Annotated in this window: 12 protein-coding genes; 5 read left to right on the top strand and 7 right to left on the bottom strand. The window is 68.1% G+C overall.

What is annotated here, in order from left to right; genetic code table 11:
* The first annotated feature begins 50 nt into the window (after positions 1 to 50).
* Positions 51 to 302 carry a hypothetical protein gene (locus C1O66_RS15575; protein ID WP_243392819.1) on the top strand — a complete coding sequence of 84 codons (252 nt, stop codon included), beginning with the start codon at positions 51 to 53 and terminating at the stop codon, positions 300 to 302.
* 138 nt (positions 303 to 440) lie between these two features.
* Here C1O66_RS15575 and C1O66_RS15570 read toward each other — a convergent pair whose 3' ends face one another.
* The gene (locus tag C1O66_RS15570; protein ID WP_102768720.1) at positions 441 to 2,291 is read right to left on the bottom strand and encodes a S8 family peptidase; all 1,851 of its coding nucleotides are present in this window, start codon (positions 2,289 to 2,291) and stop codon (positions 441 to 443) included.
* A gap of 476 nt (positions 2,292 to 2,767) precedes the next feature.
* Between C1O66_RS15570 and C1O66_RS24635 the strand changes: the two genes are divergently transcribed.
* Complete coding sequence (locus tag C1O66_RS24635; RefSeq protein ID WP_102768719.1) at positions 2,768 to 4,339, top strand: methyl-accepting chemotaxis protein; 1,572 nt, start codon at positions 2,768 to 2,770, stop codon at positions 4,337 to 4,339.
* Between the two features lie 51 nt (positions 4,340 to 4,390).
* Here C1O66_RS24635 and C1O66_RS15560 read toward each other — a convergent pair whose 3' ends face one another.
* Positions 4,391 to 4,867 carry an Lrp/AsnC family transcriptional regulator gene (locus C1O66_RS15560; RefSeq protein ID WP_102768718.1) on the bottom strand — a complete coding sequence of 159 codons (477 nt, stop codon included), beginning with the start codon at positions 4,865 to 4,867 and terminating at the stop codon, positions 4,391 to 4,393.
* Positions 4,868 to 5,335: 468 nt separating this feature from the next.
* Between C1O66_RS15560 and C1O66_RS15555 the strand changes: the two genes are divergently transcribed.
* Positions 5,336 to 6,202: a S1/P1 nuclease gene (locus tag C1O66_RS15555; RefSeq protein ID WP_207795963.1), complete on the top strand. Its 867-nt coding sequence runs from the start codon at positions 5,336 to 5,338 to the stop codon at positions 6,200 to 6,202.
* A 14-nt stretch (positions 6,203 to 6,216) separates the two neighbouring features.
* Here the strand turns inward: C1O66_RS15555 and C1O66_RS15550 are convergent, their stop codons facing one another.
* Both C1O66_RS15550 and C1O66_RS15545 read right to left on the bottom strand, forming a co-directional pair.
* On the bottom strand, positions 6,217 to 7,365 hold the full coding sequence (locus tag C1O66_RS15550) for an ABC transporter substrate-binding protein (RefSeq protein WP_102768717.1): 1,149 nt from the start codon (positions 7,363 to 7,365) through the stop codon (positions 6,217 to 6,219).
* Positions 7,366 to 7,576: 211 nt separating this feature from the next.
* Positions 7,577 to 8,386: a helix-turn-helix domain-containing protein gene (locus tag C1O66_RS15545; RefSeq protein WP_165794633.1), complete on the bottom strand. Its 810-nt coding sequence runs from the start codon at positions 8,384 to 8,386 to the stop codon at positions 7,577 to 7,579.
* Between the two features lie 187 nt (positions 8,387 to 8,573).
* Here C1O66_RS15545 and C1O66_RS15540 point away from each other — a divergent pair, with 187 nt between their 5' ends.
* Positions 8,574 to 9,776, top strand: a complete 1,203-nt coding sequence (locus C1O66_RS15540; protein WP_102768715.1) for an MFS transporter — start codon at positions 8,574 to 8,576, stop codon at positions 9,774 to 9,776.
* Between the two features lie 15 nt (positions 9,777 to 9,791).
* Here C1O66_RS15540 and C1O66_RS15535 read toward each other — a convergent pair whose 3' ends face one another.
* Both C1O66_RS15535 and hppD read right to left on the bottom strand, forming a co-directional pair.
* Entirely contained in the window at positions 9,792 to 10,331 is a 540-nt protein-coding gene (locus C1O66_RS15535) for a VOC family protein (protein WP_171828578.1), read from the bottom strand.
* A 29-nt stretch (positions 10,332 to 10,360) separates the two neighbouring features.
* Positions 10,361 to 11,404, bottom strand: a complete 1,044-nt coding sequence (hppD, locus tag C1O66_RS15530) for a 4-hydroxyphenylpyruvate dioxygenase (protein ID WP_207795962.1) — start codon at positions 11,402 to 11,404, stop codon at positions 10,361 to 10,363.
* A 128-nt stretch (positions 11,405 to 11,532) separates the two neighbouring features.
* On the opposite strand from hppD, the gene C1O66_RS15525 reads away from it, so the two are divergent.
* Positions 11,533 to 12,420 carry a LysR family transcriptional regulator gene (locus tag C1O66_RS15525; RefSeq protein ID WP_102768713.1) on the top strand — a complete coding sequence of 296 codons (888 nt, stop codon included), beginning with the start codon at positions 11,533 to 11,535 and terminating at the stop codon, positions 12,418 to 12,420.
* A gap of 340 nt (positions 12,421 to 12,760) precedes the next feature.
* Here the strand turns inward: C1O66_RS15525 and C1O66_RS15520 are convergent, their stop codons facing one another.
* Positions 12,761 to 13,336, bottom strand: a complete 576-nt coding sequence (locus C1O66_RS15520; RefSeq protein WP_102768712.1) for a hypothetical protein — start codon at positions 13,334 to 13,336, stop codon at positions 12,761 to 12,763.
* Positions 13,337 to 13,448 lie beyond the last annotated feature (112 nt).

Here is a 13,448-nt window from a genome sequence, read left to right as displayed (position 1 = left end):
TCTGGCACTCTGGCACGTTTGCTCGCTGGCCTGCTTCCCGTACCGCATCGATGAACAAACCCTCCCCTCTGCGCCGCCTGCTCTCCCTGCGTGCCCGTTCTCCTGCGCCCGCGCCGGCCGGGCCGGTGGACGAGCTGGCGCAGGCGCGCGCCCTGATCGCGGCCATCGATGCCGGCGGCATTCCGCTCTACCCGGGCAAGGTGAACCAGATCGCGCGGGCGCTGGGGCTGGAGGTCTCGCGCGAGGCGCCGGTGGAGGCGACCGTGGCGCGGATACGGGCGCTTGTGCGGGCGGGCCGCTGATCGCGCGGAGCCACCAGGACAAGAGGTGCAGGCTCTTGCTTCGGCACCTTTTGCGCCTGCCGGCCGGGCTTGATGCAATGAAACGCGGCTGGGCGTGGCGCCCGATGCCACCGCACCGGGCGCCATCGCGGGCTTGAGTTACCAGCTCAGGCTCAGCGAGTAAGGCACCGCCGTGCTGCCGCTGTAATAGACCACGCGGACGAAGAAGTTCTGCGTCGTTGCGCTGGTGTTGCGGTAGCTGGCGTTGTCGGTCACGCCGACATCGAGCTCGCTGCGTGCCACCACGGTGCCGGCGCTGTTGTAGATCTGCAGGTCGTAGTCGGTGCTGCCGTTGGGCATGGGCAGGCTGGCCCTCAGCGTGCTGCCTGCCGGCAGGCTGACGCGGAAGTAGTCGGTGTCGCTGCTGGTGCCCAGGGCGGCGCGCAGGGTGCGCGGTGTCGTCACGGCGTTGGCTTGCGCTCGCGTGTTGTTGGGCTCGACTTCATCGAATGGCGGCGGCAGGGTGTCGCTCATGGCCAGCACGGCGGCGTTGGCGTCGAGCAGGCCGCTGCCGCATTGGCTGCAGCTGCCGGGGAAGGGGCGGGCGCTGCTCTTGAGCTTGCTGGCGATCTCATCGGGCGTGGCCGTGGGCTTTTTGCTGAACATCAGCGCGGCGACCCCGGCCACATGGGGCGCGGCCATCGAGGTGCCTTGGTAGAAGGCGTAGCTGTCGGCCCCGGGCGAGCTGGTGCCGGCGTTCAGTGTGGACAGGATGCCGTTGCTGGTGCCGGCGCCGGTGTTGCCGCCGGGCGCGGCCAGGGCCACGACCGAGCCGTAGTTGGAGTAGGGCGCGCGGGCGCCGTAGCGGTCGGTCGCGGCCACGGTGATGACGCCAGAGCAGTTGGCCGGGGTGAAGTTGGCGGCGTTGGCATTGGAATTGCCCGCGGCCACCACCACCACGGCGCCGCGCGAGCGGGCGCCGTTGATGGCGTTCTGGCTGGTGTTGTCGCAGGCGCCGCTGCCGCCCAGCGACAGGTTCAGCACTTTGGCCGGCGTGGCATTGGCCGGCACGCCGGGCACCGTGCCGCCCGAGGCCCAGATCATGCCGTCGGCGATGTCGGAGTTGTAGCCGCCGCAGCGGCCCAGCACGCGCACGGCCTGCACCTTAGCGTTGAAGGCAATGCCGGCGATGCCGGCCGCGTTGTTGGTGCGCGCGGCGATGGTGCCAGCCACATGGGTGCCGTGCCAGGAGCTGTTGCGGGCACCGCCGCCGCCGCATTGGCCGGCGGTGTTCCAGTCACCGGGGTCGCTGGGGTCGCTGTCGCGGCCATTGCCATCGTTGGCGGTGGCCACGTCGGCAATCATGTCGTAACCGGCCACGGTTTGGCCGGCCAGGTCGGCGTGGGGGCGGATGCCGGTGTCGATCACCGCCACCACCACGCCGCTGCCGGTGGCTTGGTCCCAGGCGGCCGGGGCGCGGATGCCGCCGGTGGCTTCAGACAGATCCCATTGCTGGTTGTACTGGCTGTCATTGGGGGTCAGCAGGGCGTACATCTTGCGGTCGGGCTCGGCGTATTCGACCGTGGCGTCTTCGGCCTTGATGCGGGCGGCCAGGGCTTGCACCTCGGCCAATGGCAGGGGGCGGTCCAGGCTCAGCACATGCGACCCCAGGCCGCTCTGGCGCAGCATGCGGAGCTGCAGGCCACGCTCGGCGGCCAGCTGGCGGGCACGGTCGACGCGCTGGTTCAGCGTGTTCGTGTCCAGGGCGCGGGCCCGAATCACCTTGCGGCCGTCTTCCATCGCAGCTTCGCTGGCGTCGAAGTATTTGACGATCAGTCGGTCGGTGTCGCTGCTCTGGACGACTCGGGAGCCGGGCGCATCAGCCTCGGCGACCGATTGGCCGGCCTGTGCGGCGCTGGTGGCTGCCAGCAGGGCCAGGGCGAGGGCCACCGGCTTGGGGCTGAAGCGGTGGGGGCGGCGTGAGGACGAAGAAGAGGAAAGGGACTTCATGGGGCAACTCTCTCTCGATCAAGCAAGACCGGCGCGCAAGGGCAGTTCAAGTCGATGTTTGTGCCGAACGCGTCGAGGCGCTCCCCGCGGGGGAGCCTGAACCCGCCGACACGGGCGATTGCCCGGCAGCGGCACCACTCGCGGCATGCCGGAGGGGTGCGCCGGCAACCGAAAGCGGCCGCAGTGTAGGCAGGCTTGGCGGCGCGCAAACGCCCCACCTGTCAGAGCTGCCGAGGGGGGAAATCCGGTGTCGAAAAATGGCACACCGGCCCGTGCCGCTGGCTGCAGTGCTGCTTTGATCTGTGTCAAGCGCCGCCAGGTGGGGGCGCGTTGCCGTGTCAAATTGCGCGTTGTTCGCCCATGTTCAATGCGCTTTCAGCTCATTTGCTGGCCCGAGAATCCATGCATGCTTGCTTGCTCGCCTGTGCCCGTCTTGCGGGCCAGGCTGAGCGGCGTTCATTCAATGGAGTTGGACGATGCTGAATCAATGGCGGATCTCGCAGCGCTTTCTGGTCATCATGGGCCTGTACTGGCTGACCTTTGTGCTGTTGGCCGGTTTGGCGGCCTGGGGCCTGTCGGGCAGCGCCCGCGCCTTGCGCGAGGTGGCCGACCAGCGCATGGGCGCGGTGTTCGAGTTGAACCAGCTGATCAAGAACAACCAGGCCAACCGGACCGAGGTGCTGCTGGCATTCCAGCATGCGCCGGACAGTGTGCTCGCGGGCATTCACGACCATGAGACCTCGGTGCATCTGCAGGCGCTGGAAAAACGCCGCAACGAGAACGACAGCGCCTGGCCCAAGGTCAAGGCTGCCGCTGCCATTGACGCGGCCGGTGCCGCCTTGGCCGCCGATGCCGACGACAAGCGCCAGGCCTGGACGCGCAAGTCGGACGAAGTCTTTGCCGCGCTGCGAGCCGGCAACTTTTCGCCCCAGGTGATGGCCGACTTTCTCAAGGCCGGACGCACCGAGGGTGCAGCCCTGTTTGCCGCCTTGGACAAGATGGCGCACCACGAGCAGGAGCAGGCCAGGTTGGCCGCTGTGGCTGCGGCCAACCGTGTACATCAACTGCAGATGGTATTTGCGCTGATGGCCCTGGGCATTGGCGCGCCGACCACCTGGATGTTCTTGACTTTGCTGCGCCGCATCCGTGGCGGCTTTGCCAAGGCCGACGAGCTGTCCACCGCCATCGCCGAGGGGGATCTGACGGTCGATGTCCAAGGCCTGGGCGGCGATGAGATCGCCCATCTGCTCAACCAGATGCACACCATGCGCGAGCGTCTGATCCAGCTGATCAGCGCCGTGCGCCAGACGGCCGATGGCGTGCAGACTGCGGCCGTCGAAGTGGCAGCGGGCAATATGGACCTCTCCAACCGCACGGAGCAGACGGCCAGCAATCTGCAGCAGACCGCCAGCACCACCGACCAGCTGCGCGTGACGGTGGCGCGCAATGCCGAGCACGCGGATCAGGCCAACCAGCTGGCGGTGGCGGCGAGCGACGTGGCCGAGCGAGGCGGGGCCGTCGTGGGCGAGGTGATCAGCACCATGCGCGGCATCAACGAGAGCAGCCGCAAGATCTCCGACATCATCGGCGTCATCGATTCGATCGCATTCCAGACCAACATCCTGGCCCTCAATGCCGCTGTGGAAGCGGCTCGCGCCGGCGAGCAAGGCCGCGGCTTTGCTGTTGTGGCCTCCGAGGTGCGCAGCCTGGCGCAGCGCAGCGCCGAGGCGGCGCGCGAGATCAAGTCCTTGATCTCGGCCAGTGTCGAGCATGTGGAGCAAGGCAGCAGCCAGGTCAATCGCGCCGGCGAAACCATGCAAGAGGTGGTGGACTCGATCCGCCGCGTCACCCAGATCGCCGGCGACATCCGCATCGCCAGCAAGGAGCAGAGCGAAGGCGTCAACACCGTGGGCCAGGCTATTTCGCAAATGGACCAGGCCACCCAGCAGAACGCGGCCCTGGTGGAAGAAAGTGCTGCCGCCGCGGCCAGCTTGCGCGATCAGGCGCAGCAACTGGTCACGGCTGTGGCGGGCTTTCGCATGCCTTGAGCGCGAGACCGCGCCGGTCGTGGTCCGTGGTGATGCAGGGTGGCGGCCCGCTTAGGCGCCGCTGGAGGACACCGGCAGGCTGGTGCGCGCAATCACCTGTTGCAGCACAAAGCTGGAGTGCACGCCGGTGACGCCCTGGATGCGGGTCAGCTTGCCCAGCAGCAGGCTTTGGAAATGGTCCATGTCGCGGACGATGATCTTGAGCTGGTAGTCGGCCGCCTGGCCGGTGATGAGCAGGCATTCCAGCACCTCGGGCAGCACCCGCACCGAGGCCTCGAAATTGGCAAAGCGCTCGGGCGTGTGCTGGTCCATGGAGATGTGCACCAGGGCCATCAGCGACAGGCCCAGTTTCTTGGCGTCAAGCAGGGCGCGGTAGCCGGTGATCAGGCCGCTCTCTTCCAGCGCCCGCACCCGGCGCAGGCAGGGCGAGGGCGAGAGGCCCACCCGGTCAGCCAGGTCCTGGTTGGCGATGCGGCCGTCTTCCTGCAGCACATCGAGAATCTGGCGGTCAATGCGATCCAATTCCATGGCGATGCCTTTGAATTTTAGATTTGAGCAATTTTCTGCCAAACAAACACCGAAGTCTGCCATCTTCGCAATTTTCTGCCCGAGCCCGCGGCCTACACTGAAATCACTGCGAGAGATCGCAAGACACCACCGCCGAGCCGGACCCCGGCCCGACGGACATGCAGCCCCGCGGCACCCCCGCGCGGTGCAGGGCCGGCGCCAAGAGCGCCGCAACTACAGCCCCTGCAGCCCCGAGAACCCCGAGCACCACAAGCGCTTGGGGTTTTTTCTTTGCGGGGCCTCGTTTTACTGGCGCGGGGCGTGCGCTTTGCGCAGAAGCCCCGGCCCGCGGGCGCCGGTGCGCTGGCGAAGCTGGGCACAATGGCGCGCGCGCAACCGTTTGCGCGTGGATGGCGAGCCGCTTCGGGCTGTGCATCCCGGCCCTCCGTTTTTCTCCGCTTCTCTCCGTTTCTTTGAGCTGGATTTCTCTTGCAGATCGCTTTCCGCCCCCACGCCTCCCCCGCTTCTTCAGCTCCCTTCGCCCTCTCCCTCTCGCGCTTTCGCCCGCTGGCGCTGCTGGCCGGCCTGGCCTTGGCCGCACCGCTGCTGCTGAGCAGCGCGCCGGCCCAAGCCTGGGGCGCCGAGGGCCACCGCCTGGTGGCCAGCGTGGCCGAGCAGGGCCTGAGCCCCGCCGCTCGCGCCGAGGTGCAGCGCCTGCTGGCGCTGGAGCCCGGCAGCACCCTGGCCTCCATCTCCACCTGGGCCGATGAGCACCGCTCGCCGCAGACCGGGCCCTGGCATTACGTGAACTTCCCGCGCGACGGCGGCTGCAACTACGAGCCGGCGCGCGACTGCGAGGACGGTGCCTGCGTGGTGAGCGCCATCGAGCGCCAGGTCGAGGTGCTCAAGAACGACAAGGCCTCGGACGAAGCGCGCTTGAAGGCGCTCAAGTACGTGGTGCATCTGGTGGCCGATGTGCACCAGCCCCTGCACGCCGGTTTTGCCGACGACCGCGGCGGCAACAGCTACCAGGTGCAGGGCTTCGGCCGCGGCTCCAATCTGCATTCGCTGTGGGACTCGGGTCTGATGCGCAACCGCGCCGGTGGCGCCGAGGGCTTGATGCAGGATTTGATGCTCAAGGCCGGCTCGGGCAGCCAGCGTGTGCCCGCCACCGACAGCCGGGCTGCGGCCCAGTGGGCGGTGGAGTCCTGCCGTCTGGTGTCGGCTCCGGGCTTCTACCCCGATGGCCACAAGGTCGACCAGAGCTATGCCGATGCCCACGACCCGGCGCTGCGTCAACGCCTGGCCGAGGCGGCCCGCCGCCTGGCCGGGGTCTTGAACAGCAGCCTGCAATAAGCGAGGCCGCTTGCTTACTTGCCGACCCGCAACTCCACAAAATCGGAGCCGCGGCGCTGTTGCGGCCCCAGCTGCAGGCGGAAGCCGCCGAGGTCGAGGCTGCCGATGGCATCCAGGCCTTGGCCCACGCTTTCGCGCGACAGCGGCAGGTGGGCGCGGCGCAGGCCTTCGGCCATCACGCGGGCGGCGATATAGCCTTCCAGGCTGATGGCGTCGAACTGCCGGTCGCCATGGCTGCGCATGGCCTGCTGGTAGTCGGCCACCACGGGCAGGTGGCGGTTCTCGGCGTCGGGCACCACCTGGGCCAGGGTCACGCCCTTCATGGCCGGGCCCAGGGCTTGGCGCAAGGGCTCCAGACCGGTGAATGACAGGGCGTAGAAGCGGCCGCGATAGCCTCTGCGGCGCGCCAGCTTGATCGCCGCGGCGCAGCTGCCGTAGGTGCTGATCATGAAGATGGCCTCGCCGTGGCCATGGGTCAGCAGGCGGCCGATCGCTTCGTCCATGTCTTCGCTGTTGCGCTTGTGCGGAGCTGCCACGCCCAGGCTCAGGCCCAAACGCGCTGCCGCCTCGCGCATGGATTCCAGGCCGGCGCGGCCGAACAGATCGGCCTGGTAGAGCAGGTCCACGGTCTTGACGCCGTCGTCCTTCATGGCGCGCGCCAGGGCCAGGCCTTCTTCGTTGTAGCCGGCGCGGATGTTGAACACCTGGGTTTGCTGCGGCTCGCGCAGAAAGCTGGCTCCGGTGTAGGCGCCGACAAAGGGGATGGCTGCGCGTTTCACCAGCGGCAGCACCGCCATGGTGGTGGGCGTGCCGACATAGCCGAACAGGGCCAGCACGCGCGGGTCGTCCAGCAGCATGCGGGTGTTGGCTTCGGCACGTTCAGGTTCGTAGGCATCGTCGCGCACATTCAGCACGACGCTGGCACCGTGGATGCCGCCCAGGTGGTTGATGTGGGTGAATGCGGCCTGCGCGCCGGCGTGGAAGCGCCGCCCCAGGCTGGCGGCCGGGCCACTGAGCGCCGCCGAGGCGCCGAGATGGATGTCGCCCACCGTGGCCGCCCGCAGCGGGCCCGTGACTACCGCGGCCGACACTGCCGCCAGATCGGCAAACCAGCGACGCCGGGTGGTGTCAGGGGAGGAGAGCGAGGTCAGGCGGGTTGGCATCAGGCGTGAGCGGTGGAGGGCGTGCAAGCCAAAGGGGTGCGAGCCGTGGGCGGGCAGGTGTGCGGGACAGTGAGGCGGCGACACAGCTCAGTCTACGCGCTGGCCTGGGGCTTGTTCCGGGCGGACTGGCCCGCGGGTGTGCAAGCTTTCGCGCTCCGGTGGGTGCCGCAGTGGCAGCGGCTCCGGGCGCACGGCTCTCGGCCCTCGGCCCTCAGAGGTCGGGTGGTTCCCAGACCCCGGCGCCGCCCGGCGTGTGCGCCGCTTGCTGGCGGTAGCTGGATGGCGCCATGCCGACGATGGACTTGAACTGGCGGCTGAACTGCGCCTGGTCGTAGAAGCCGCAGGCCAGGGCCACCTCGAGCAGGGGTTCTTGCGTGCCGCGCAGCAAGGCACAGGCGGCGCGCACGCGGCTGCGCAGGATGAAGGCCATGGGGCTGAGTCCGTAGATGCGCTTGACCAGGGCCGACAGGCGCTCCGGGCTGAGGCCGGCTTCCTCGGCCAGCTCGGACAGCAGCACGCGCCGCTCGCTGTGCTTGGTCATGCGGTCCACGGCCTGCACCAGCCCGGCTTCGGCCGCGCCGCGCGGCACGCCAGGCACATCGCGCGACAGGCAGAGCAGGCCGGCCAGCTCGCCTTCGCGGCTGCACAGCGGGTACTTGTGGGTGACGCACCAGCCGGGCTGTCGGTCGGGCAGCAGGATGGGGTCGAGCTGGTAAAGCAGCGGCTGTTGGCGCGTCAGCACCCACTCATCCTGCTCGCGGTAACGCGCCGCCAGATCGGCGGGCCAGATCTCGGCCGCCGGGCGCCCGTGCAGTTGCTCGTCGCAACTCAGGCCCAGACGCTGCTGCAGCGATTGATTGAAGGACACATAGCGCCCGGCGCGGTCCTTGACCACAAAGAGGTAGCCCGGCACGCCGTCAAACAGCAGAGCGGTCTGGGCCGCACCAAACAGCAAGGCTTGCTCGGCCGCGGAGGGCGCTGCGGCGGCCGGTGCCGCCGCGCTGCGAGGAAGGGGTGGCATGGAATCACGCCTCGAATTCTTTCGATGGCCGCATCGTCGCTGAAAAATCCGGATCTCGCCGCCCTTGCAGGGCAAGTCCCGATGTCGCTTTCCCTGCGTCGGCAAGGCCTGGCCGGGTGGGCTTCGGCGGCGACGGCGAGCAGCCGCGGCGGGCGGGCTTGAAACATGCGGGTGGTAGAACCTCGCCATGCCGATTTCCCTTCTTGACGCCCGCCACCGCACCGTCGCCGCACTGGGTGTGGCACAAACGCTGGCCTGGGCGTCCAGCTACTACCTGCCGGCGCTGCTGGCCCAGGCCATGGCGCGGGAGCTGGGCCTGGCCCCGGCGACGGTGTTCGCCGCCTTCTCCGTAGCGCTGCTGGCCTCGGCCGTGGTTGGGCCCTCTGCCGGGCGCTGCATCGACCGCTGGGGCGGGCGGCCGGTGCTGATGCTGAGCAATGGCGTGTTCGCCCTGGGTCTGCTGGCCCTGAGCCAGGCGCAAGGGCTGTGGAGCTTGTTCGGGGCCTGGCTGATTCTCGGCCTGGCCATGGGCGGCGGGCTGTACGAAGCCGCGTTTGCCACCCTGGTGCGCTTGTACGGGCGCGAGGCTCGCAACTCCATCACCGGCATCACCTTGATTGCCGGATTCGCCTCCACCGTGGGCTGGCCCTTGACCGGCTGGCTGGAGGCCCACTGGGGCTGGCGTGCCGCTTGCCTGGCCTGGGCCGGCCTGCATCTGCTGCTGGCCCTGCCGCTCAATTTCAGCGTGCCTCGGGCTCAGGGCTTGGCGGCGGCCGCGCCCGAACCGGCGGGCGCCCAGGATTCGCCGGTGGTGGAGGGCGTCCCGGCCGGCGCACCCGCCTGGCGCGCGGTGCTGATCTTGTCCTGGGTGTTCGCGGTGACCTGGTTCATCAGCACCGCCATGGCCGCGCACCTGCCCCGCTTGCTGATGGCCAGCGGCGTCAGCCTGGCGGCGGCGGTGGCCGTGGGCGCCCTGATCGGGCCAGCCCAGGTGGCCGCCCGGCTGCTGGAGTTTGGCGTGCTGCGCCATGTGCACCCGCTGCTGTCGGCGCGCCTGGCCACACTTTTGCATCCGGTGGCCGCGGCCCTGCTGGCGCTGTTGGGCGCGCCGCTGGCCTCGGCCTTTGCCCTGCTGCACGGGGCAGGCAACGGCATCCTCACCATCGCCAAAGGCACCCTGCCCCTGGTCTTGTTCGGCCCGCAGGGCTATGGCCAGCGCCAGGGCTGGCTGATGGTGCCCGCGCGTGTGGCGCAGGCGCTGGCGCCCTGGTGGTTCGGCCTGTGTCTGGACCGTTGGGGCGCCCAGGCGCTGTGGCTGTCCTGCGGCCTGGGGCTGCTGGCCTTTTTGGCCTTGCTGGCGCTGCCCAAACCCCTGCCCGACCGGACCTGAGCGGTCTGCAAGGGTTTACGGCGCGGCGAACTCCTGCTCGTGCAGCCAGGCCGCGTGCTTGACGGTGCGGCGGGTGCGGCTCCACTCTTCGATCATGGCCGGGGCCAGTTCGCGCAAGCGCTCCAGCTGGCCGGGCTTGACCGTGTTGGCGGCCAGCTCGATGCGGTGGCCGTTGGGGTCGTGCAGGTAGATGGACTGGAAGATCTCGTGGTTGGTCGGGCCCACCACGTCGATGCCCAGGGCTTGCAGCTTGGTCTTGGTGCGCTCCAGCGTGGCCACATCTTCCACCTGAAAAGCCAGGTGCTGCACCCAGGCCGGGGTGTTCTCGTCGCGGCCTTGCGGCGGCGACTCGGGCAGCTCGAAGAAGGCCAGCACATTGCCGCGACCGGCGTCGAGGAAGATGTGCATATAGGGGTTGGCCTCCTTGGTCGAGGGCACTCGGTCCTCGGAGATGGCCAGCAGCAGGTCCATGTCCAGCGCCTCTTTGTAGAAGCGGATGGTTTCCTGCACATCGCGGCAGCGGTAGGCGACGTGGTGAATGCCTTGGGTCAACATGATGGTTGTAGCTCCGTCAGGATTTTGAGTTAGATGACGCCGCGGCGTTCCTGGTCTTTTTCCAGCGATCGGAAGAGGGCACCGAAGTTGCCTTCGCCGAAACCGAGGTTGTTGCTGCGCTGGATGATCTCGATGAAGATCGGGCCGATGATGTTCTTGGTGAAGATCTGCAGCAGATAGCCTTGCTCGTCGCCATCGACCAGCACCTGGTGCTGCTGGATGCGGGCGTGGTCTTCACGCACGCCTTGCACGCGGTCGAAGACCTCGGCGTAGTAGTCCTCGTCGATCTCCAGGGTCTCGATGCCGCTGCCTTGCAGCTGGTCCAGCGAGCCGAGGATGTCGTTTGTGAGGAAGGCCAGATGCTGAACGCCGGGGCCCTTGTACTCGCGCAGGTATTCGGCGATCTGGTCCTTGTCGTCCTTGGGCTGATTGATGGGGATGCAGAAGCTGCCATCGGGCGAGCGCAGGGCGAAGCTGGTCAGGCCGGTCTTGGCGCCCTGGATGTCGAAGTAGCGCACTTCCGTAAAACCGAAGATGCCTTTGTAGAAGGCGGCCCATTTGTCCTGCTCGCCCGGGGGCACGTTGTTGGTCAGGTGGTCCACGGTCAGGAAGCCCTTGTCCGGCTGGATCACCGGGGCATCGAGCGCCACGAAATCGCGCTCGTAGATGCTGGCGCCGGCCGGGTTAGGCTCGATGAAATAGATGAGGGATTCGCCGATGCCCCAGACCGCCGGATAGGGGTGGTCCTTCATCGCTTCGGGCACGGCCACGGCGCCGCGGGCCACGGCGGCAGCCAAAGCAGCCGCTGCGTTCTCGACACGCCAGCCCATGGCGCTGATCGAGGGGCCATGGCGGCGCGCGAACTGGGCCGAGTGGCCCGCGCGTTCGCCGTTGAGCAGGAAGTGGATGTCGTTCTGGCGGTAGTAGCTGATGGCCTTGCTCGGGTGACGGCGCAGCTTGGAGAAGCCAAACGAGAGGAAGAGTGCGTCGAGCGACTCCAGGCTCGGGCCGCAGAACTCGGTGAACTCGATGCCGGTCAGGCCGACGGGGTTGCTGGGGCTGATGATGCTCATGACGCGGGTCTCCAGGTGTTGGTGTTGGCTTGTGGCTTCGCCCCTCGTGGCGATGGGGCGCATTCTTCGTCGGCCTCTATTTCGAAGAAAGCGAATTTCTTTGCAGATCTCGATCAATAATTTCGAACATGAAATTGGATCTCGAAGCCTTGGCGGCCTTGGACGCAGTGGTGCGCCACGGCAGCTTTGCGCGCGCCGCTGAAGCGCTGCACAAGGTCACCTCGGCCGTCAGCTACCAGGTCAAGAAGCTGGAAGAGCAGCTGAACCTGACCCTGGTGGACCGCAGCGCCTACCGTGTGCGCCTGACGGCTGAGGGCGAGGCCGTGCTGGCCGAAGGCCGGCGCTTGCTGCGCCAGGCCTATCAGGTCGAGGCCCTGGCCCAGCAGCTGGCTTCGGGGTGGGAGGCGCGCCTGCTGGTGGTGGTGGATGGCATCCTGCCGCTGGCCGACACCTTGCGGGCGCTCAAGCAACTGGCGGACGAAGGCGTGCCGACGCGCGTGCAGCTGAAGATCGAGTTCCTGCGAGGCGTGCAGCACCGCTTCGAGAAAGAGCAGGCCGATCTGATGCTGGTCAAGGAGTACCATCCCTCGGCCCAGCTGCACGCCCAGGCGCAGGCCGAGGTTGAATGCGTGCTCTGTGTGGCGCCCGAGCATGCGCTGGCCCGTTTGGCCGCAGAGGCCGGTCGCCCGCTGTGCCTGGATGAGCTGCAAGACCATGTCGAGCTCAGCGTGCAGGACAGCAGCGACCAGGGCAGCGACCGCCAGATGTTCGGTGGCGAGCGGGTCTTCTATCTCTCCGGTTTCGTCGCCAAGCGCCAGGCCCTGCTGATGGGCATGGGCTTCGGCTGGATGCCTCGCTACCTCGTCGACGACGCGCTGGCTGCCGGCCAGCTCGTCGAGCTGCCCTACCAGGGCGGCTCCCGCTTCCGCTTCACCCCCTGGCTGGTCCAGCGCCTCGACCGCCCACCCGGCCGCGCCGGCCAGCGCTTGATCGAGTTGCTCAGTCGGGCTGCTTGATTGGCGCGTTAGCCTCTGGCGACTGTAATCGCCGCGCGGTCGTTCGCTGAGGTTTCAGTTCGAACGCAGAGTGCACGGAGGACCGCAGAGGTCGCAAAGAGAGAAGAAGAGCGACGATTGTGTTCTCAGCGTCCTCGGCGGTCCTCCGTGCACTCTGCGTGCTGAAACTTCTCCGCGAACGACGGCTCACTGCCGCGACCTGCCACTCGCGCCAACCAAAAAAGAGGCGCAAGCCGCTTGAAGCTGCTTGCGCCTTGAGAAACCGGGCAGGTGGTGGAGTCGGGCCGGAGCCCGGCCCGCCCGGGCCAGGGAAACCTGGGTTGGAGTTCTGTGCAGCGGATCAGGACTTGGCCGGGGTGGCTTCAGTCTTGGTTGCGGCCGGGGTGGCGCTGGGCGTGGTCACCGCAGCAGCAGCTTCGGTGGCGGCCTTCTTGGGTGTGGCCGGGCCGGCGCCGTCGGTCTTGTTCACCGGGCTGGGCGTGGCCGCCACCGGGGCGGTGGTTGCGGCGGGCGTGGCGGCAACCGTGGTGGCAACCGTGGTGGCCGGCTTGGCCGCGGGGGCGGCGGCCACCGCCGGCGTGGCCGGGGCAGCAGCCGTGGTCACCGGAGCTGCAGCCTGGCTGGTCTTCGCAGCGGCCGGGGCTGTCTTGTGGGCGTGGGCCTTCTTGTGCTCGCCCTTGTGCTCCGTCTTCGCAGCAGCGGTGTGCTGCTCAGTTTTTGCGTTAGCGTCCTTGGTGGCGGTCGCCAGGGGCGCCGCAGTCGTTGTGGTGGCAGCCGGTGCAGGGGTGGTGGCTGCGGTGGCCGTGGGGTTGGCGCTGACCGGCTTGGTGGCTTCGGCGGCCATGGCGCTACCCAAGGACAGAGCCAGCAGCGCGGGGATCAGAGCGGTCTTCAGAGCGTTGGACTTGGTGTTCATCAGGATTTCTCCAAGGGTTGCGAAAGGTACCTGCACAACGACGCCCGATGAGCGCTCGTTGACCCTGTTTCTTGGCCCTTGCAAAGCGTTACACGTGTCACATATCGGCACT

Origin of the sequence: Paucibacter aquatile (assembly GCF_002885975.1) — a bacterium.
GTDB classification, from domain to species: Bacteria; Pseudomonadota; Gammaproteobacteria; order Burkholderiales; family Burkholderiaceae_C; genus Paucibacter_A; species Paucibacter_A aquatilis.
The sequence above is the reverse complement of the archived record's forward strand: the minus strand, read 5'-3'. Positions and strand labels throughout refer to the sequence as shown.